Annotated in this window: 16 protein-coding genes and 1 pseudogene; 12 read left to right on the forward strand and 5 right to left on the reverse strand. The window is 71.0% G+C overall.

Going from position 1 to position 19,618, the window contains the following annotated elements:
* Position 1 precedes the first annotated feature (1 nt).
* A complete protein-coding gene (locus N787_RS01085) occupies positions 2–2,296 on the reverse strand; it encodes an NADP-dependent malic enzyme (protein ID WP_034210119.1) in 2,295 nt (764 codons plus the stop codon).
* 154 nt (positions 2,297–2,450) lie between these two features.
* Here N787_RS01085 and N787_RS01090 point away from each other — a divergent pair, with 154 nt between their 5' ends.
* The gene (locus N787_RS01090; protein ID WP_156968855.1) at positions 2,451–3,785 is read left to right on the forward strand and encodes a hypothetical protein; all 1,335 of its coding nucleotides are present in this window, start codon (positions 2,451–2,453) and stop codon (positions 3,783–3,785) included.
* Between the two features lie 67 nt (positions 3,786–3,852).
* Here N787_RS01090 and N787_RS01095 read toward each other — a convergent pair whose 3' ends face one another.
* Positions 3,853–5,115: a peptidase MATCAP family protein gene (locus N787_RS01095; protein ID WP_034210122.1), complete on the reverse strand. Its 1,263-nt coding sequence runs from the start codon at positions 5,113–5,115 to the stop codon at positions 3,853–3,855.
* Positions 5,112–6,188 (reverse strand): ribosome small subunit-dependent GTPase A, encoded by a 1,077-nt coding sequence (gene rsgA, locus N787_RS01100; protein WP_034210125.1) that lies wholly within the window; start codon positions 6,186–6,188, stop codon positions 5,112–5,114. The genes N787_RS01095 and rsgA overlap by 4 nt, the downstream gene beginning before the upstream one ends.
* A gap of 64 nt (positions 6,189–6,252) precedes the next feature.
* On the opposite strand from rsgA, the gene N787_RS14145 reads away from it, so the two are divergent.
* The 5 genes from N787_RS14145 (at position 6,253) to N787_RS01125 (ending at position 10,352) form a co-directional block, all read left to right on the forward strand.
* On the forward strand, positions 6,253–6,633 hold the full coding sequence (locus N787_RS14145) for a DUF4345 family protein (RefSeq protein WP_052575011.1): 381 nt from the start codon (positions 6,253–6,255) through the stop codon (positions 6,631–6,633).
* A gap of 72 nt (positions 6,634–6,705) precedes the next feature.
* Positions 6,706–7,950, forward strand: a complete 1,245-nt coding sequence (locus tag N787_RS01110; protein WP_034210127.1) for an aminotransferase class I/II-fold pyridoxal phosphate-dependent enzyme — start codon at positions 6,706–6,708, stop codon at positions 7,948–7,950.
* 6 nt (positions 7,951–7,956) lie between these two features.
* Positions 7,957–8,571: an SGNH/GDSL hydrolase family protein gene (locus tag N787_RS01115; RefSeq protein WP_034210129.1), complete on the forward strand. Its 615-nt coding sequence runs from the start codon at positions 7,957–7,959 to the stop codon at positions 8,569–8,571.
* Positions 8,572–8,962: 391 nt separating this feature from the next.
* Complete coding sequence (gene grxD, locus N787_RS01120; protein ID WP_034210130.1) at positions 8,963–9,892, forward strand: Grx4 family monothiol glutaredoxin; 930 nt, start codon at positions 8,963–8,965, stop codon at positions 9,890–9,892.
* 130 nt (positions 9,893–10,022) lie between these two features.
* A complete protein-coding gene (locus N787_RS01125; RefSeq protein WP_156968857.1) occupies positions 10,023–10,352 on the forward strand; it encodes a hypothetical protein in 330 nt (109 codons plus the stop codon).
* A gap of 83 nt (positions 10,353–10,435) precedes the next feature.
* Here the strand turns inward: N787_RS01125 and N787_RS01130 are convergent, their stop codons facing one another.
* On the reverse strand, positions 10,436–11,212 hold the full coding sequence (locus tag N787_RS01130; protein WP_034210133.1) for an AMP nucleosidase: 777 nt from the start codon (positions 11,210–11,212) through the stop codon (positions 10,436–10,438).
* Between the two features lie 135 nt (positions 11,213–11,347).
* Between N787_RS01130 and N787_RS15485 the strand changes: the two are divergent.
* The 5 genes and pseudogenes from N787_RS15485 to N787_RS01150 form a co-directional block, all read left to right on the forward strand.
* A pseudogene (locus N787_RS15485) lies at positions 11,348–12,017 on the forward strand (amidohydrolase family protein); the annotation flags it as partial.
* Between the two features lie 443 nt (positions 12,018–12,460).
* The gene (locus N787_RS15490) at positions 12,461–12,736 is read left to right on the forward strand and encodes an amidohydrolase family protein (protein ID WP_425387836.1); all 276 of its coding nucleotides are present in this window, start codon (positions 12,461–12,463) and stop codon (positions 12,734–12,736) included.
* Complete coding sequence (locus N787_RS01140) at positions 12,733–14,001, forward strand: amidohydrolase family protein (protein WP_034210135.1); 1,269 nt, start codon at positions 12,733–12,735, stop codon at positions 13,999–14,001. Before N787_RS15490 ends, N787_RS01140 begins: the two co-directional genes overlap by 4 nt.
* 110 nt (positions 14,002–14,111) lie before the next feature.
* Positions 14,112–14,516 (forward strand): DUF1761 domain-containing protein, encoded by a 405-nt coding sequence (locus tag N787_RS01145; protein ID WP_034210136.1) that lies wholly within the window; start codon positions 14,112–14,114, stop codon positions 14,514–14,516.
* 11 nt (positions 14,517–14,527) lie between these two features.
* On the forward strand, positions 14,528–15,151 hold the full coding sequence (locus tag N787_RS01150; RefSeq protein WP_034210216.1) for a 2-hydroxychromene-2-carboxylate isomerase: 624 nt from the start codon (positions 14,528–14,530) through the stop codon (positions 15,149–15,151).
* 53 nt (positions 15,152–15,204) lie between these two features.
* Here the strand turns inward: N787_RS01150 and N787_RS14150 are convergent, their stop codons facing one another.
* Positions 15,205–16,128 (reverse strand): GGDEF domain-containing protein, encoded by a 924-nt coding sequence (locus N787_RS14150; protein WP_052575013.1) that lies wholly within the window; start codon positions 16,126–16,128, stop codon positions 15,205–15,207.
* 162 nt (positions 16,129–16,290) lie between these two features.
* Between N787_RS14150 and N787_RS01160 the strand changes: the two genes are divergently transcribed.
* The gene (locus tag N787_RS01160; RefSeq protein ID WP_034210137.1) at positions 16,291–19,533 is read left to right on the forward strand and encodes an amidohydrolase family protein; all 3,243 of its coding nucleotides are present in this window, start codon (positions 16,291–16,293) and stop codon (positions 19,531–19,533) included.
* Positions 19,534–19,618 lie beyond the last annotated feature (85 nt).

The following is a 19,618-nucleotide window of genomic DNA, read 5'->3' on the forward strand; positions in this document are numbered from 1 at the left end:
GTCAGCCCCGGGCGATGCGGATCTGGGCGTCCACGGCCGCGATCGCGGTCATGTTCACCACGCGTCGCACCGTCGCCGAAGGCGTGAGCACGTGCGCGGCGCTCGCCAGGCCCATCAGGATCGGGCCGATGCCGACGCCGTCGGTGACGCTGCGCACCAGGTTGTAGCTGGCGTTGGCGGCATCGAGGTTGGAGAAAGCCAGCAGGTTGGCCCGGCCCGAGAGCTGCGACTGCGGGAAGATGCGCTGGCGCGCCTCCTCGTTGAGCGCGATGTCGGCGTGCATCTCGCCCTCGACCTCGAGCTTGGGCGCGCGCTCGCGCAGGATCGCCAGTGCGTCGCGCATCTTCTGCGAGGAGGCGCTGTCGCTGGAGCCGAAGTTGCTGTGGCTCACCAGCGCCGCCTTCGGCGTGATGCCGAACAGCTTGAGCCGGAACGCCGACTGGATCAGCGACTCGGCCACTTCGGCCGCGCTCGGGTCCACGTTCACATGCGTGTCGGTGAAGAAGAACACGCCCTTCTCGTTGAGCACGGCGCTGAGCGCGGACAGGCCGCGGGTCTCGCTTTCCACGCCCAAAATCTCGCGCACGTACTTGAGCTTGCGCACGAAGCGGCCCACCAGGCCGCACAGCAGCGCGTCGGCCTCGCCCCGGCGCACCATCAGCGCGGCGATCACCACGTCGCGCGAGCGCACGATGGCCTTGGCCGCCGCGGGCGTGATGCCCTTGCGCTGCATGATCTGGTGGTAGAGCTGCCAGTAGTCGTTGAAGCGCGGGTCGTCGTCGATGTTGGTCACGTCCACGTCCACGCCGATGCGCAGGCGCAGGCCCAGGCGCTGGATACGGCGCTCGATCACCGCCGGGCGGCCGACCAGGATCGGCCGGGCCAGGCCTTCGTCCACCACGGTCTGCACGGCGCGCAGCACGGTTTCTTCCTCGCCCTCGGCGTAGACCACGCGCTTGCGGTCGGCGCGGGCGCGGTCGAACACGGGCTTCATCAGCAGGCCGGTGCGGAACACCCAGCTGCTGAGGCGGTCGCGGTAGGCCTCGAGGTCGGCGATCGGCCGGGTGGCGACGCCGGAATCCATGGCGGCCTTCGCCACCGCCGGCGCCAGCGACACCAGCAGGCGCGGGTCGAACGGGCGCGGGATCAGGTATTCGGGGCCGAAGCGCGGCGTCTCGCCGGCGTAGGCGGCGCCGAGGTCGGTGGCTTCCCGACGGGCCAGGTCGGCGATCGCGCGCACGCAGGCCAGCTTCATCTCCTCGTTGATCGTCGTCGCGCCGACATCCAGCGCGCCGCGGAAGATGTAGGGGAAGCAGAGCGCGTTGTTGACCTGGTTCGGGTGGTCGCTGCGGCCGGTGGCGATGATCGCGTCAGGGCGCGCCTGCCGGGCCAGCGCCGGGTCGATCTCGGGCGTGGGGTTGGCCAGCGCGAAGATCACCGGGCGTTCGGCCATCTGCTTCACCATCGCCTCGGTGAGCACGTTGCCGGCCGAGACGCCGATGAACACGTCGGCGCCCACGATGATGTCGGCCAGCGTGCGCGCCGCGGTGTCGCGGGCGTAGCGCACGATGCCGTGGTTGGCGCCGCCGGGGGCCAGGTCGGCCCGGCCGGCGTGCAGCACGCCGTCGCGGTCGCTGACCAGTATGTTCTGCGGCTGCATGCCCAGCGCCACCAGCATGTCCAGGCAGGCGATGCCGGCGGCGCCGGCGCCGCTGACCGCCAGCTTCACGTTCGCGATGTCCTTGCCGACCACGTGCAGCGCGTTCAGCACCGCCGCGCCGACGATGATCGCGGTGCCGTGCTGGTCGTCGTGGAAGACGGGGATCTTCAGCCGCTCGCGCAGCTTCTTCTCGACCACGAAGCACTCGGGCGCCTTGATGTCCTCGAGGTTGATGCCGCCAAAGGTGGGCTCGAGCGAGGCGATGATGTCGACCAGCTTGTCCGGGTCGTTCTCGGCGATCTCGAGGTCGAACACGTCGATGCCGGCGAACTTCTGGAACAGCACGCCCTTGCCTTCCATCACCGGCTTGCCGGCGAGCGGGCCGATGTTGCCCAGGCCCAGCACCGCGGTGCCGTTGGTGATCACGCCCACCAGGTTGCCGCGCGCGGTGAGTGCGCTGGCCTCGCCCGGGTCGGCGACGATGGCTTCGCACGCCGCGGCCACGCCCGGCGAATAGGCCAGGGCCAGGTCACGCTGGGTGATCATCGCCTTGGTGGGCGTGACCTTGATCTTTCCCGCCGGCGCCTGCCGGTGGTAGTCGAGGGCGGCTTGCTTGAAGTCTTCTTGTTCGGACATGGGTCGGACGGTCTCGGGCCGTGCGCGCGGGCGCCGGCGAATGGGCCCCCGATTGTAGCGGCCCGCCGGGGGGCCTGCCGACGCGCCCGTATGGCCGCGGCTGGCGATGCCGGGCGCGGGCGGCCAGAATGGCGCTTTCCCGCGCGACCCGACGATGCCCGCCAGCCCCGACGCCCCGCCGCGCCTGCGCGCCCTGCCCCTGCTGCTGGCCCTGGTCGCCCTGCAGTGGCTGCTGGTGGCCAACCCGGGCTATTTCAGCCACGACGAACTGCAATGGGGCGCGCGCGCCGACGTGGCGGGCTGGGCCGACCTGCCGTGGGTGTCCTGGACCGATGTCGGCACGTTCCAGTGGCGGCCGCTCACCTTCAACCTGTGGCTGGTGGTTTCGCACGCCAGCTTTGGCTGGCCGCAGGCCATGCATTTGCTTTGGGTGGCGATGGGCAGCGCGGTCGCGCTGGCCCTGGGTTCCCTGCTGCAGCGCGTCGATGCCTCGGCGGCGGTGGCGCGCGGCGCGGCGCTGCTGTTCGCGCTGGGTCCGTACGCGGCTTACGTGCACGGGTGGGTGGGCACGCTGGCCGACCTGCTCTGGGTCGGCGCCGCGCTGGCGCTGGCGCACGCGCTGGTGACGCTGCACGCGCGCGGCGCCGCGCCGGTGGTGGCCGCCGCGGTGGCGTTCGCCTTCACCGCGCTGGGGCTGCTGGCGAAGGAAGCCGCGCTGGCCATTCCCGCGCTGCTCGGCCTCGCCTGGTGCCTGCAGCGCGGCCGGCCGGTCGGGCTGGCCGCGGTGATCGGCAGCGGCGTGGCGGCGGTGCTCTACCTGGCGCTGCGGTTCGACACGCTGATGACGCCGGCCGAGGCCAGCACCTACGCGATCTCGCCGGGATCGGCGCCGCGCAACTGGGCCACGTACTGGCTGTTCCCGCTGCGGCCGGCGGCGTTCGAGGCCACGGGCACCTGGCTGGCGTCCGCGAAGCACCTGGTGCTGGCGTCGGTCCTGCTGCTGGCGCTGGTCGCGGCGATCGCGTGGCGCGCGCCGCGACGGGCGCTGGCGCTGGTGGTCGGCGGCAGCCTGGCGCTGGCGCCGGCGCTGCCGCTGGCGTTTCCCGCCAACCAGTACGGCTACGGGTTCTGGGCCTGGGTCGTGGCCTGCCTTGCGCTGGCGTGGCCGGCGCTGGGGCGCGCGGGGCGCGGGCTGGTGCTGTTCCTGGCGCTGGTGACGACCTGGCACGGCGTCAACGTGCAGCGCGAGATGCAGCGCGTGGGCGGGAAGCAGGCGGTGTTCCAGCCGGCGCTGGTGCAGGCGCTGGCGGCGCACGACGGCGAGCTTCGACTGCTGACCCCGGCGCGCGACGAGTGGATCTATCGGCGCCTGAGCCATGAGGTGCCGGCGTGGCGCGGTGCGGCGATCGGGGATCGGGTGCGGTGGGTGGAGGCGGACGAGGCGGCGGATTATCGGGTGGCGGAAGACGGGGCGCTGGTCGCGCCCTGAAAAGCATCGGGACTGAAGTCCCTCCTACAGGGAGCTGCTGTGGGAGGGACTTCAGTCCCGATGCTTTTCAAAGACCCAAGACCAGGTCATCGGCATCCACGCGATCCAGCCGGATCTTGTTCGCAAACAGCGAGAACGCCAGCATCCCCGCCAGCCCGTTCGCGCGCTGCATCCAGGGCGGCACGTACAGCGGCGCCGCCAGCGCGCCCGACTCGAACGCGCCCTCGAGCGCGAACACGTCCTCGAGCGCCATCTTGCCCGCGAACAGCTGCCGCGCCTGGCCCAGCTTGTGGTGGCGCAGGCACCAGCGGAAATAGGTGTGCACCGACAGCAGCCCGCGCAGGTACACCGTGTCCTTGGTGAAGGCCGCACCGCCGCCCAGCGGCACGCCGCGGAACACGCGCTGGCTGGAGGTGAAGCTGTCGAGCGCCGACTGCCCCGAATCGAGGAAGAAGCGGAACACCTCGACGAAATCGGCGCCGTGGATGGCCTTGTCGATCGCAACGATGCGCAGGCTGATGCGCTTCATCCGCTCGATGTCCATCGAGCCCGATATCAGCTCGGCGAAGGTGGCCAGGCCCTCCTGCGTCGCGGTGGTGCGCGGCGAGCCGCGGGCCAGCGACTTCAGGTGCGGCTGCTCGCGGCCGTTGAGGCCGGTGAGCGTGTGCACGAAGGCCTCGTGCACCAGCAGCTGGTTGCGGTCGTATTCGCTGAAGCCGGTGTTGGTGCGCAGGCGGATGCGGGTCGAGCTGGCCGCGGCCTTGGCGATCAGGGCGTCGTCGAGCTCCACCCGCACCTTGTGGCCAGTGAAGAACCCGTCCACCGCGGCCTGCAGCTCGGCCTGCACGGTCTCGGCGGGCAGCACGTAGTCGGGTTCGACTTCGCGCAATTCCTGGTCCATCTCGTCCGCCAGGCCGATGAAGTGGGTGGCGGCGTCGAGGTGGGTGGGGCCGTCGCCGGGCAGCATTTCCACCGGGCGGCCGAACAGCCGCGTCGAGTACGCCGTGACCCGGTGCGAGCCCACCGCGTCGAGCAGGCGGGTGGTGATGCGCCAGCTCTCCGAGGTCAGGCGCAGGTAGCGGCCCAGCGGATCGTCGGGGTCGGCCAGCTCGTGCACCTTGTCCAGCTCGTCGCGCACGGCGGCGTAGTCGCCGCGCGGATACTCGGGGCGCGGCATGTGGATGCGGCCGATCTTCCAGGCCGCCAGGAACTCCTCCTGCAGCCGCGCGGGCCAGCTCACCGACTCGAGCAGCCGGATGCCGCGCACCGCCGCCACCAGGCGCGCATCGAGCGCCGCGTGGTGCGCCAGCGAGCGCGCGGCCGCGGTCATCGGCGGCCCAGCTTGTCCTTGGTGCGCCGGTGCTTGTTCTTCAGCGCCAGCGCCTCTTCGGCGCGGCGGGCGGCCTGGGTGACGGCGGCGGCCTCGGCTTCGTCGCGCAGCTTCACGTAGTTGAGGTAGCGGGCCTCGTCGAGCGTGCCGTCCTCGATCGCCGCGCGCACGGCGCAGCCGGGCTCGTTGCCGTGCACGCAGTCGCGGAAGCGGCAGCCGGCGCCCAGGGCCTCGATGTCCTCGAAGGCGTCGACGATGTCCTCGTCGCCGCTGAGCTTTACTTCGCGCATGCCCGGCGTGTCGATCAGGCAGCCGCCCTGCGGCAGCGGCGTCAGCACGCGGAAGGTGGTGGTGTGGCGGCCGCGCGAGTCGTTGCCGCGCACGGCATTGGTCTTCATCTTCTCGCGGCCCAGCAGGGTGTTGGTCAGCGTGGACTTGCCGGCACCGGAGCTGCCCACCAGCACCACGGTCTGGCCGGGGCCGAGGTAAGGCGCCAGCACCGCGACGCTGGCCGGGTCCTTGGCGTTGATCGCGTGGATCGGCACGCCGGATTCCTCCACTTCCATCAGCAGGTCGATGCAGTCCTCGACGATCTCGCACTCGTCGGCCTTGGTCAGCACCAGCACCGGGTCGGCGCCGCTGGCGCGGATCACCACCAGGTAGCGCTCGATGCGGCGCGGGTTGAAGTCCTGGTCCAGGCCGACCACCACCAGCACGTGGTCGACGTTCGCGGCGATCAGCTGCTGGCGATGGTGTTCGCCGGCGGCGCCGCGCTTGAGCAGGGCGTGGCGCGGCAGCAGCGCCAGGATGTTCTTGCCGGCCTCGTCGAGCGTGACCCAGTCGCCGACCGCGGCGCGCTGCTCGGGCGGGCAGCGCGGGCGGGTCCAGGGCAGCGGCGGCTGCACCTTGATCACTTCGTCGGCGCGGGTGGCGACGTCATAGGCGCTGCGGTGCTGGCCGACCACGCGGGCCAGGCGGGCGCCGGGGGCGGCGGCGAGGGCCTCGCGGTAGGCGTCGCCGTCGGGCCAGCCGATGGGTCGCAGGAGGTCGAGGGCTTCGGGGGTGGGCTGCATTGCCGGGGATGATAGCGCTACCGTGCACACACCCCACTCACCGCCTGCGCGGCAAGGTTGCGCCATGGAACGTTTCGGTACCGTCGTCCTCGTCCTCGCCGCGCTCGGTTTCCTCGGGTTCGGCCTCGCCATCGTGGCCGCCCCGGAGGCGGTGTTGGCGCCGGTCGGGATCAGCGGCACCGCGGCCGGGCTGGTCGAGCTGCGCGCCTTCTACGGCGGGCTCGAACTCGGCCTGGCCGCGTTCCTGTTCGCCTGCGCGGCCAAGCCCGCCTGGCGCGCCCCCGGCCTCTGGTCCGTGGCCCTGGCCAACGGCGGCATCGCCGCGGCCCGCCTGCTGGGCATTGGCCTGAGCGGGGAGTTCACCGGGTTCTTCGCGGCGGCCCTGGCCTGGGAAATCGGCTTTACCCTGGCGGCGGTGCTGGCCCTGCGCGGGCGGCCGGGCTGAGCCAAATCGGCTGAAAGCCCGTCAAGATTCCGTTAACCTCGGCCCAGCACCCCGGTCCGAGTCCCCTGCGACATGCCCCACACGCTCCTGAAGACCCGCGAAAGCCTGCGCGAGGTCCGTTACGACATCCGCGGCGAACTGTCCCGCCGCGCCCGCGAACTCGAAGGCCAGGGCCGCCAGCTGATCCGCCTGAACATCGGCAATCCCGGCGCCTTCGGCTTCCGCGCCCCCGAGCACCTGCAGGCCGCGCTGGCCGCCCACGTCGGTGAGTCCGATCCCTACACGCACCAGCAGGGCCTGCCGCTGGCGCGCGAGGCCGTGGCCGACCTGCACCGCCGGCGCGGCACCCCGAACGCCAGCGCCGAGCGCGTGTTCATCGGCAACGGCGTCAGCGAGCTGATCGACATCTCGCTGCGCGCCCTGCTCAACCCCGGCGAAGAGGTGCTGCTGCCCTCGCCCGACTACCCGCTGTGGAGCGCCGCCACCATCCTCAACCAGGGCCGGCCGGTGTACTACCGCTGCGCCCCGGAAAACGGCTTCCTGCCCGACCCGGACGAGATCGAAAAGCTGGTGACGCCGCGCACCCGCGTGCTGGTGGTGATCAACCCGAACAACCCGACCGGCGCCAGCTACCCGCGCGCGCTGCTGCAAAAGCTCGTGGCCATCGCCGCGAAGCACAAGCTGCTGCTGATGGCCGACGAGATCTACGACGGCATCCTCTACGACGAAGCCACGTTCACCCCGCTGGCGCCGCTGGCCGGCGACGTGCCCTGCCTGAGCTTCGGCGGCCTGTCGAAGGTGTGGCGCGCCTGCGGCTGGCGCGTGGGCTGGGCTGTCCTGTCGGGCGACCCGGTGACGGTGGGCGACTACCACCACGCGATGGACCTGCTCGGCGCGCTGCGCCTGTGCGCCAACGTGCCCGCGCAGTTCGCGGTGCCGGCGGCGCTGTCGGGCCCGGAAACCATCCTCGAGCTCACCCGCCCCGGCGGCCGGCTGCATGAATCGCGGCGCGCGGTGGTGGAATGCTGCGCGGCCAGCGAGCACCTGTCGCTGGTGGCGCCGGCGGGCGCGCTGTACGCCTTCCCGGAAGTGATCGGCGACGCCGCGGTGGATTTCGACGACCAGGCCTTCGCGCTCGAGCTGCTGGAAACCGAGGACGTGCTGGTGGTGCCGGGCAGCGGCTTCAACGTGCCGGGCTCGCGCCATTTCCGCGTCACGCTGCTGCCCGAGGCGGGCCTGGTGCGCGAGGTGTTCGCGCGCATCGACCGCGCGCTGGGCAAGCACGCCGCGCGGGCCCGCGCCCGCCACGTGGCCTGACCCGCGATGGCGGCGGGCCTGTCCTACCTGGCGCTGGGCGACTCCTACACCATCGGCGAGTCGGTGCCCGAGGAAGGCCGCTGGCCCCGCCAGCTGGCCGCCGCGCTGCGGGCGCAGGGCGTCGCGCTGGACGACCCGCGCATCATCGCCACCACCGGCTGGACCACCGACGAGCTGTCGGCCGCGATGGATGCCGCCGAGCCGCTGGGCCGGCACGGCTTCGTATCGCTGCTGATAGGCGTGAACAACCAGTACCGCGGCTGGAACCTCGGCGAATACCGGGTCGAGTTCGCCGACCTGCTCGACCGCGCGATCGCGCTCGCGGGCGACCGCCCCGGCCGCGTGCTGGTGCTTTCGATCCCCGACTGGGGCGTGACCCCCTTCGGCCAGGCCAGCGGTCGCGACACGGCGGAGATCGCCCGCCAGCTCGACGCCTTCAACGCCGCCGCCGCCGACGAGTGCGCGGCGCGCGAGGTCGCCTTCGTCGACATCACCCCCGTCAGCCGCGAACGCGGCGCCGAACCCGGCATGGTGGCCGACGACGGCCTGCACCCCTCGGCCGCCATGTACGCCGAATGGACCCGCCTGGCCCTGCCCGTCGCCAGGGCGCTCCTGGCCTGACCTCCGCCCGGCACAGTTACCTGCTCGCTCGCCTGCCTGGATTCTTTCGCTTTGGTGGGGCGTCTGATTTTTAACGCGGATCAGAGCGGATGGACGCGGATAAAAGCGGATTTTTTCAGTTTGAATCGGCGAGTGGCTGGGCCGTGGCTTAGGATCACGGGCGCTTCCGGGACAGCCGCCGCGTCCTCGCCGGAAGCCAGCCGAGCCCGCTCGCTTGCGCCGAATCGAATCCTGCCCGCCTGAAGCTTCCCTGACATCTTCAATCCGCTTTTATCCGCGTCCATCCGCTCTGATCCGCGTTCAAAAACTGGAACCCCACACGCGCCAACGCCGCACCCCCGGGGTTCATGCGCCGGGAGTAAAATGGCGGCCTTACCTACCGGAGCCGGCCATGTCCCTGTCCCCCGAAACGCGCGCGCGCATCGAATCGATCCTCGCGGCGAACCACGTCGTGCTCTTCATGAAGGGCGAGCCGCGGGCGCCGCAGTGCGGTTTCTCGGCCAAGGCCGTGGGCATCCTGGGCGGCCTGCTGCCGTCCTTTGGCCACGTGGACGTGCTGTCCGACCCGGAGATCCGCGAGGGCATCAAGGTCTACGGCCAGTGGCCGACCATCCCGCAGCTCTACGTCGGCGGCGAGCTGCTCGGCGGCAGCGACATCATCGAGCAGATGCTCAACAGCGGCGAGCTGCACGAGGCCCTCGGCCTGGCCGCGCCGGACCGCACCCCGCCCCGCATCGAGATCACCCCGGCCGCCGCCGAGGCGATCCAGCGGGCGATGGACGGGGCCGACGACGGCGCGGTGCTGCACCTCTCGGTGGACCCGCGCTTCAACGCCCGCTTCGAACTCAAGCCGGCCAGCGGCCAGGAGATCGTGGCCGAGGCGGCTGGCCTGCGTCTTCACCTGGACCTGGCCAGCGTGCCGCGCGCGCAGGGCCTGCGCATCGACTGGGTCGAGGACCCGCGCGGCGCCGGCCTGGCCATCCACAACCCGAACGCCCCGCCGCCGGTGAAGCCGATGTCGGTGCAGCAGCTGCACGACCACGTCATCGCCGGCACCCTGGACGTCATCGACGTGCGCCCGGCCCACGCCCGCGCCATCGCCCCCTTCCCGCACCCGCACGAGGTGCTGGACGAGGACAGCCGCGAACGGCTCGAGGCCCTGCCCAAGGACCTGCCGATCGCCTTCCTCTGCCACCACGGCCAGAGCAGCCGGCAGGCGGCCGAATACTTCCGCGGGCTGGGCTTCCACGACCTCTACAACGTCGAGGGCGGCATCGACGCCTGGTCGGTGGAGATCGACCCGTCGGTGCCCCGCTACTGAACCGGTTAGCAATGCTTACGTACGGCCCGTGGCGTCCATAGAGCAATTACGTTAATTTACCGCCATCTGCAGGCCAGCCCGGCCAAAGGTGCGCGCATCCGGGTCCGGCCCCGACCGAGGAGAGGGATGGATGCGTAACTGGATCGTGGTGCCGATGGGCCTGGCCCTGGCCGCCTGCGGTGGCGGCGACGGTGCCGCCGGCGGGTCGCCCGGCGACCTGGCGGCCGAGGCCTGCAAGCTCGCCGCCGAATCGCGGCTCGACGGCAAACTCTACGAACTCGATGCCGCCGCGCTCGCGGCGAGCATGCGCGACGCGCCGAACGGCGAGAAATTCCTGACCGCGCCGATCACGATCGAACCCGGCCTGACTTCCGAAGTGAAGCAGATCGTCGAGTGCACCGTGCGCTTCAGCGACGCCAAGCCCCAGCCCGACGTCGTCGGCTTCGGCTTCAACTGGTAACCCGCCGGATCCTGTAGGAGGGACTTCAGTCCCGAAGCTTTTCGGCGAAAAGCTTCGGGACTGAAGTCCCTCCTACATTGTTTTTACTCGTCGAAGCGGAGGTGCTTGACGGATTTGCCGTGGCGGCGGATCAGGCGCAGGGCCTCGATGCCGATCTGGATGTGGCGCTCGACGAAGTGTTCGGTGACCACGCGGTCCGAGGCTTCGGTCTTCACGCCTTCCGGGATCATCGGCTGGTCCGACACCAGCAGCAGCGCGCCCGACGGGATCGAGTTGGCGAAGCCGGCCGAGAAGATCGTCGCGGTTTCCATGTCGATGGCCATGCAGCGCAGCTTGCGCAGGTATTCCTTGAACGCGGCGTCGTGCTCCCAGACGCGGCGGTTGGTGGTGAACACCGTGCCGGTCCAGTAGTCGTGCTCGAGGTCGCGGATCATGGTGGACACCGCGCGCTGCAGCGCGAAGGCCGGCAGCGCCGGCACTTCCGGCGGCAGGTAGTCGTTGCTGGTGCCCTCGCCGCGGATGGCGGCGATCGGCAGGATCAGGTCGCCCAGCTGGTTCTTGCGCTTGAGCCCGCCGCACTTGCCCAGGAACAGCACGGCCTTGGGGTCGATGGCCGACAGCAGGTCCATCACCGTGGCGGCGTTGGCGCTGCCCATGCCGAAGTTGATCATCGTGATGCCGTCGGCGGTGGCGCTGGGCATCGGCCGGTCGGTGCCCACGATCGGGGCGCCGGTGAGGCGGGAGAAGGTGTTGAGGTAGCCGCCGAAGTTGGTGAGCAGCACGTGCTCGCCGAAGTCGGCCAGGGGCACGCCGGTGTAGCGGGGAAGCCAGTTGCTGACGATCTCGTTCTTGTCTTTCACGTGTCTTTTTCCTTGTTGTTGTTTTTCTACGCCTTGCCCGGCCATTCTGCCACGCGGTCCTTGAACCGTGACCGGTTGGGCTTGGCAAGCGCCCGGCCCTGCGGCTAGGGTGCGTCGATCACTGGGGAGACCACGATGTCCATGCAAACCAAGGCCCGCCTGCTGGCCACAGCCCTGCTCGCGCTGCCGTTGCTGGCGGGCGCGGCGCAGACGCCTTATCCGAGCACCTACCAGCCCGTCGCCTCGGGCCCGGTACTGATCCGCAACGCCACCGTCCTGACCGGCGACGGCCAGCGCCTCGAGGGCGCCGACGTGCTGATGCGCAACGGCCGCATCGCCGCGGTCGGCCCCGGCCTGGACGCCGCCGGCGCCACCGTGGTGGACGCCAGCGGCAAGTGGGTCACGCCCGGCATCATCGACGTGCATTCGCATTTGGGCGTGTATCCCAGCCCGGGCGCCGCCGCGCATTCCGACGGCAACGAGATGACCACGCCCGTCACCTCGCAGGTCTGGGCCGAACACGCGGTGTGGCCGCAGGACCCGGGCTTCCCGACCGCGCTCGCCGGCGGCGTGACCTCGCTGATGGTGCTGCCCGGCTCGGGCAACCTGATCGGCGGCCGCGGCGTGGTGCTCAAGAACGTGCCCGCCACCACGATGCAGGAAATGAAGTTCCCCGGCGCCCCGCACAGCGTGAAGATGGCCTGCGGCGAGAATCCCAAGCGCTATTACGGCGGCCGCGGCCAGTCGCCGATGACGCGCATGGGCAACATGGCCGGCTACCGCGCCGCCTTCATCGAAGCGCAGAAGTACCGCGCCGCCTGGGACAAGTACGAGGCCGCGAACGGTGATTCCGGCCGCGGCCGCGGCAAGGGCAACGGCGGCGCCGAGAAGCCGGCCCAGGACCTGCGCCTGGAAACGCTGGCCGGCGTGATGCGCGGCGACATCACCGTGCAGATCCACTGCTACCGCGCCGATGAAATGGCGCTGATGATGGACCTGGCCAAGGAGTTCGACTTCAAGATCGCCGCCTTCCACCACGGCGTCGAGGCCTACAAGCTGGCCGACGAACTCGCCGAGGAAGGCATCTGCGGCGCGCTGTGGGCCGACTGGTGGGGCTTCAAGATGGAGGCCTACGACGGCATCCAGGAAAACATCGCCCTGGTGGACCGCCCGAAGAACAGCTGCGCGGTCGTGCACTCCGATTCCGCCGAAGGCATCCAGCGCCTGAACCAGGAAGCGGCGAAGGTGATGGTGCGCGGCGAGCGCGTCGGCCTGAAGCTGCCGCCCGAGCACGCCATCCGCTGGATCACCACCAATGCCGCCCGCGCCATCGGCGTCGCCGACCAGACCGGCCTGCTGGCCGAGGGCAAGATGGCCGACGTGGTGGTGTGGAACGGCAATCCCTTCAGCGTCTATGCCAAGGCCGAGCGCGTCTATGTCGACGGCGCCCTGCTCTACGATCGCGCCGACCCGTCGAGGCAGCCGGTCACCGACTTCATGCTGGGCCAGGAGGTGTCGCCGTGAAGCGCCTGCTCGTTTGCCTCGTCCTCGCCGCCGCGCTGCCCGCGGCCGCCCAGGACCTGCTGATCCGCGACGCCACCGTGCACACCGCCGGCGCCCGCGGCACGCTCAAGAACCACGACGTGCTGGTGCAGGGCGGCGTGGTCCGCCAGGTCGGCACCGGCCTGGCCGCACCGGCCGGCGTCACCGTGGTCGACGCCAAGGGCCGGCCGCTGACGCCGGGCCTGTTCGGCGGCCTCACCGGCCTCGGCATCGAGGAGGTGTCGGGTGAATCCGCCACCGTCGACCACACCCTGGCCCTCGGCGTGCCGCCGAATGCGCACGAGCCCACCTGGCGCCCCGAGTTCGACGTGGATGTCGCCTTCAACCCGCACTCCGCCGCGATCGGCGTCAACCGCGTCGAGGGCATCACCTTCACCGTGCTCTCGCCCAGCAGCACCGCGGGCGGCAGCTTCGTCGCCGGCCAGGGCAGCGCGGTGGTGCTCGACGGCCGCTACGACGCCGCGCTGGGCAACAGCCGCAGCCTGTTCGTGAACCTGGGCGGCGGCGCCTCGCCGCTCTCGGGCGGCAGCCGCGCCGGCCAGTGGATGCTGCTCGAACAGGCGGTCGCCGAAGCCCGCAGCGGCGCCGACGACGGCCTGCTCACCCGCGCCGGCCGCGCCGCGCTGCAGCGCTACCTCGCCGGTGGCCGGGTCGTGTTCCAGGTCGATCGCGCGGCGGACATCCGCCAGGCGCTGGCCTTCAGCAAGAAGCACGGCCTGAAGCCGGTGATCGCCGGCGGCGCCGAGGCGTGGAAGGTGGCGGCCGAGCTCAAGGCCGCGAACGTGCCGGTGCTGCTGGACGCGCTGGTGAACCTGCCCTCGAGCTTCGACGCGCTGGGCTCGAGCCTGGAGAACGCCGCCCGCCTGCATCGCGCCGGCGTCAGCGTCGGGTTCTCGCAGTCGGGCGACGCCACCCACAACGCCCGCAAGGTGCGCCAGCTGGCCGGCGTCGCCGTGGCCAACGGCCTGCCCTGGGAAGCCGGCCTGGCCGGCCTGACTGCGGTGCCCGCGCAGGTGTTCGGCGTGTCGGCGCAGCGCGGCCGGATCGAGCCGGGCCAGGTCGCCGACCTGGTGCTGTGGTCGGGCGATCCGCTGGAAGTGAACACGGTCGCCGAGCAGGTCTGGTTCGATGGCCGCGCCGCCGACATGCGTTCGCGCCAGACCGAGCTGCGCGACCGCTACCTGGCGCCCAAGGGCAGCCTGCCCCGCGCCTACTCCGGCCGCTGAGCGACGCGCCCTGCCTGCGCCCTCCCCGGGAGACCGGGGAGGGCGTAGTCTTTTGGGGGCCAGCGCCGCGGGGAGCCGCGCCGGCATCCATCCACACGGGGAGACGTGCGATGCCTGAGGTCAATGTCTGGGCGGTGCTGGTCGCCGCGCTTTCGGGGTTCGTGCTCGGCGGGCTGTGGTATTCGCCGGTGCTGTTCGGCAAGGCCTGGCAGCGCGAGACCGGCCTGAGCGACGACGTGCTGGCCAAGGGCAACATGGCGCTGATCTTCGGCACCACCTTCGTGCTGTGCCTGGTCGCCAGCGCGGTGTTCGCGATGTTCCTGGGGCCGCGGCCCAGCCTGGAACTGGGCGTGGGCGCCGGGTTCGCGGCGGGGCTGTGCTGGGTCACGGCCAGCTTCGGCATCAACTACCTGTTCGAGCGCAAGTCGCTCAAGCTCTTCCTGATCAACGGCGGCTACCACACGCTGCAGTTCACCCTGATCGGGCTGGTGCTGGCGCTGTGGCCGGCGGCCTGAACGCGAAGTCGATGGCCACGCACTGGTACTTCGACTTCATCTCGCCGTTTGCCTACCTGGCATGGCCGCGCGTCCGGGCATTGGCCGCGCGGCACGCGATCGAACTGCGGCCGATCATGTTCGCCGGGTTGCTCGGCCATCATGGCCACAAGGGGCCGGCCGAGATCCCGTCCAAGCGCACCTTCACCTACCGGCACGTGCTCTGGCAGGCGAAGCGGCGCGGGGTGCCGCTGGCCTTCCCGCCCACGCACCCGTTCAACCCGCTATTGGCGCTGCGCCTGTGCCTGGCCGCGGGCACGACGCCGGAAGCCATCACGGAGATCTTCGACTGGATCTGGGCCCAGGGCCGCGCCGTCGACAGCCCCGAGGCGATCGCGCCGCTGGCCGCGGCGCTGGGCGTGACCGATCCGGCCGCGCTGTCGTCGCCGGCGGTGAAGGAGACGCTGCGCGCGAACTACGACGCCGCGCTGGCCGCGGGCGTGTTCGGCGTGCCCTCGCTGGTGGTCGACGGCGAGATCTTCTGGGGCGAGGACGCGATGGATTTCGCGGAAGCCTTCCTTGCCGACCGCACGCTGCTGTCGACGAAGGAAATGCAGGACGCGGCCACCTGGCCGGTCGGCGCGAGTCGAACCTAAGGGAAGATCGCGCGCCGCGCCGGCACGGCCGGCGCCGTGGACCGGCGTGCCGCTCAGTTCGGCCCGAAACTGCCCTCGGCCGCCACCACCATGTTGCGGCCGGAATCCTTGGCCACGTACATGGCGCGGTCGGCGCGGTCGACCAGGGCATCCAGCGGCTCGGCCTCGCCCAGGTATTCGGCGGCGCCGATGCTGACGGTGAGCTCGACCACTTCCTCGCCGACCACCTGGCAGTGCTGCTGCACCGCCATGCGGATGCGCTCGCCGACGGCGATGGCGTTCACGCGGCGCGCGCCGGGCAGCGCCACCGCGAACTCTTCGCCGCCCATGCGGCCCAGGATGTCGCCGCCGCGCAGCTCGGCCGCCACCGTCGCGGCCACGGCCTTGAGGCAGTCGTCGCCGACGTTGTGGCCGAGGCTGTCGTTGATCAGCTTGAACAGGTCGATGTCGAAGAACAGCACCGACAGCGGCCGCTGCGGCTGCGCCTCGCGGGCGTCGGCGGCGAGCTGCTCGAGCCGGCCGCGCCAGGCGCCACGGTTGAGCACGCCGGTGAGCGGGTCGCGCTCGGAGCTCTGCTTGACGCGCTTGGCCTCCGCGCGGGCGTGGTCGCGCTCCTCCAGCAGGCGGCGCATGCGGCCCAGCAGCTCGCGCACCAGCAGCAGGCCCCAGGCCACGACGGCCAGCGCCAGCGCCAGGCCCACCAGCGGCCAGCGGCCGGCCAGCCAGCTGCCCAGCACCAGCACCACGAGGCTGGTGCCGGCGAACGGCAGCCAGGACGCGCGCGGCACCATGCGCTCGCTCAGGATCCGGCAGGCCAGGGCCAGCGCCGCCACCAGGGCCAGCGAGAACCCGAGGGCGAACCACAGCGCCGTGACCTGGCTCGCTGGCGGCGCCGCCCACGCGGGCGAAGCCGCCATCGCCGGGAACAGCGACAGGACCACGAGCCGGACGGAGCGGGGGCGGGGAGCGGCGAACATGCCCCTACTGTCCAGTACCCGGGGCCGCGAAACAAGCGACTGTTTCTCAATGGGTTTGCTTGTCGCTTACGGGCTCACGGTTTCACCGGCCCATGACCTTCGGCCTACGGTGGCCGGGGGCGCTTCGCCTAGCATCGGCGGGTCCCTTTTCCGGAGTGTCCCATGCCGTCCCGTCCGCTCGCGCTTGCCGTCCTGATCAGCCTTGGCCTTGGCACCGCCGCCCACGCCTCCGACTCCAAATGGGACGTCAACGCCGCCCACGCCAAGGGCAAGGTGGTCAGCTTCAGCACCGACGAGGGCACCTGGCTCGACCTCGACGTCAGCCCGGACGGACGCCGCATCGTGTTCTCGATGCTCGGCGACATCTACTCGCTGCCGGTCACCGGCGGCCAGGCGCAACGCATCACCCGCGGCGCGGCCTGGGACATCCAGCCGCGCTTCTCGCCCGATGGCAGCGAGATCGCCTTCACCTCCGACCGCGGCGGCGGCAACAACCTCTGGCGCATGAAGGCCGACGGCAGCGGCGCCACCGCGGTGAGCAACGAAGACTTCCGCCTGCTCAACAACCCGGCCTGGACGCCGGACGGCCAGTTCATCGTCGGCCGCAAGCACTTCACTTCGCAGCGCTCGCTGGGCGCGGGCGAGCTGTGGATGTACCACCGCGACGGCGGCGCCGGCCTCCAGCTCACCAAGCGCAAGAACGACCAGCAGGACCAGGGCGAACCGGCCTTCTCGCCGGACGGCCGCTACCTGTATTTCTCCGAGGACATGAGCCCGGGCGGCGCCTTCGACTACAACCGCAACGTGCACGGCATGATCTACGCGATCCGCCGCCTCGACCGCGAGACCGGCGAGATCGAGAACGTGGTCGCCAGCGCCGGCGGCGCGGTGCGGCCGCAGCCCTCGCCCGACGGCAAGTCGCTGGCGTTCGTGAAGCGGGTGCGCGACAAGTCCGTGCTGCACCTGCTCGACCTGGAATCCGGTGAGGTCCGGGCGGTGTGGGATGGCCTCTCGCACGACCAGCAGGAAGCCTGGGCGATCTTCGGGCCCTACCCCAACTTCGACTGGCTGCCGGATTCCAAGTCGGTGGTGGTGTGGGGCCAGGGCAAGTTCTGGCAGGTGGACGTGGCCAGCGGCCAGGCCAAGAACGTGCCGTTCACCGCCGAGGTGTCGCAGACCGTGCTGCCGGCGCTGCGCGCCGACCAGTCCGCGGCCTTCGAGGGCGACAGCTTCTCGCCGCGCATGATCCGCGACGTGGCCACCAGCCCGGACGGCCGCACGCTGGTCTTCCACGCGGTCGGCCAGCTGTGGACCAAGGCGCTGCCGGGCGGCGAACCGAAGCGCCTCACCCAGGACGCCGCCAACTTCGAGTACCAGCCAGCCTTCAGCCCGGACGGGCGCAAGCTGCTGTACACGACCTGGTCGGATGACGCGATGGGCGCGATCCGCGAGCTCGACCTGGCCACCGGCCAGTCGCGCGCGCTGACCACGCAGCCGGGCTTCTACTACGGCCCACGCTATTCGCGCGACGGCGCCCGCATCGTTTACTCGCGCCAGGGCGGCAGCGGCCTCACCGGCAGCCTGTGGAGCGGCACCCGCGGCGTGTTCGTGATGCCGGCCGCCGGCGGCGACGCGGTGCAGGTGGCGAAGAACGGCGCCGACCCGCAGTTCTCGGCCGACGGCCAGCGCGTGTTCTTCCTCACCGGCGGCGGCCTCGAGAAGAAGCTGATGAGCGCCGGCCTCAACGGCGAGCAGCCGCGCGAGGTGTTCAACCTCAAGTACGTCGACCACGTGGCGATCAGCCCAGACGGCCGGTCGGTCGCGTTCACCGAGCTGTTCAACGGCTACGTGGCGCCGCTGCCGCTCACCGGCGGTTCGATCGAACTCAGCAAGGACACCAAGGCGATCCCGGTGACCGCGCTGGGCACCGACATGGGCAGCTACCTGCACTGGGGCGCCGATTCGAAGTCGCTGCACTGGATGGTGGGCGACCGCTACCACTCGCGCACGCTGGGCGCCGCCAAGGCCGACGCCGGCGTGGCGGTGGGCCTGCGCCTGCCGACCGATCGCCCGGCCGACACGTTTGCGCTGGTCGGCGGCCGCGTGGTGACTATGCGCGACGCCAACAACGCCGAGGAAGTGATCGAGGACGGCGTGGTGGTGGTGCGCGGCGAGCGCATCGTGGCGGTGGGCAAGCGCGGCGACGTGGCCATCCCGGCCGGCGCGCGCGAAGTGGACGTATCCGGCAAGACCGTGTTCCCGGGCATCGTGGACGCGCACGCGCACGCGGCGCACTTCGGCCAGGGCGTCGTGCCGCAGCAGAACTGGGCCTACCACGCCAACCTCGCCTTCGGCATCACCACGATGCACGACCCGTCGGCGACCACCGAGTTCGTGTTCTCGCAGTCCGAGCTGGTGAAAGCCGGGCGCATGGTTGGCCCGCGCGTGTTCTCCACCGGCACCATCCTTTACGGCGCCGACGGCGACTTCAAGGCGGTGGTGAACTCGATCGACGACGCCCGCGGCCACCTGCGCCGCATGCAGGCGAACGGCGCGTTCTCCGTGAAGTCCTACAACCAGCCGCGCCGCGACCAGCGCCAGCAGATCAACCAGGCCGCGCGCGAGCTGGGCATGCTGGTGGTGGAAGAAGGCGGTTCGACCTTCCACCACAACATGACCATGATCGTGGACGGCGTCACCGGCGTGGAGCACAACATCCCGATCGCGCCGCTGTACAAGGACGTGACCGAGCTGTGGCGCAACACGCAGGTCGGCAACACGCCGACGCTGGTGGTGAACTACGGCGGCCTGAACGCCGAGCGCTATTGGTACGCCCGCGACAACGTGTGGGAGAACGAGCGGCTGCTGCGCTTCTTCCCGAAGAACTCGCTCAACGGCCAGACCATCCGCCGCGACACCGCGCCGGAGTGGGACTACTACCACGTGGAAGTGGCCAAGGCCGCCAAGCAGCTGCGCGACAACGGCACCCTGATCCTGGTCGGCGGCCACGGCCAGCTGCAGGGCATGGCGCCGCACTGGGAGATCTGGTCGCTGGCGCAGGGCGGCTTCTCGCCGTGGGAAGCGCTGCGCGCGGCCACCATCGACGGCGCCGCGTACCTGGGCCTGTCGAAGGAAATCGGCTCGCTGGAGGCCGGCAAGCGCGCCGACCTGGTGGTGGTGGACGGCAACCCGCTGGCCGACATCCGCCAGAGCGACGACACCGCGATGGTGATGGTCAACGGCCGCCTGTTCAACGCCGCCGACATGTCCGAGATCGGCGGCCTGCAGCGCCCGGCCCCGACCTTCTTCTGGCAGCGCCAGGGCAACGGCGTCCAGATGGGCGTCGAATACGGCCCCACCGCCCCCTGCCACTGCCCCAAGTCCGGCACCCAACACACCCACTAACTCCAAATGAACCAGGTTCATTTGCCATGCCTCGGGGTCAGGTCCGGAACCTGACCCCGTTTTTTTGCGTCCGGCGGGTGGCCCG

The sequence above is a fragment of the Arenimonas metalli CF5-1 genome, assembly GCF_000747155.1.
Classification (GTDB): Bacteria; Pseudomonadota; Gammaproteobacteria; order Xanthomonadales; family Xanthomonadaceae; genus Arenimonas; species Arenimonas metalli.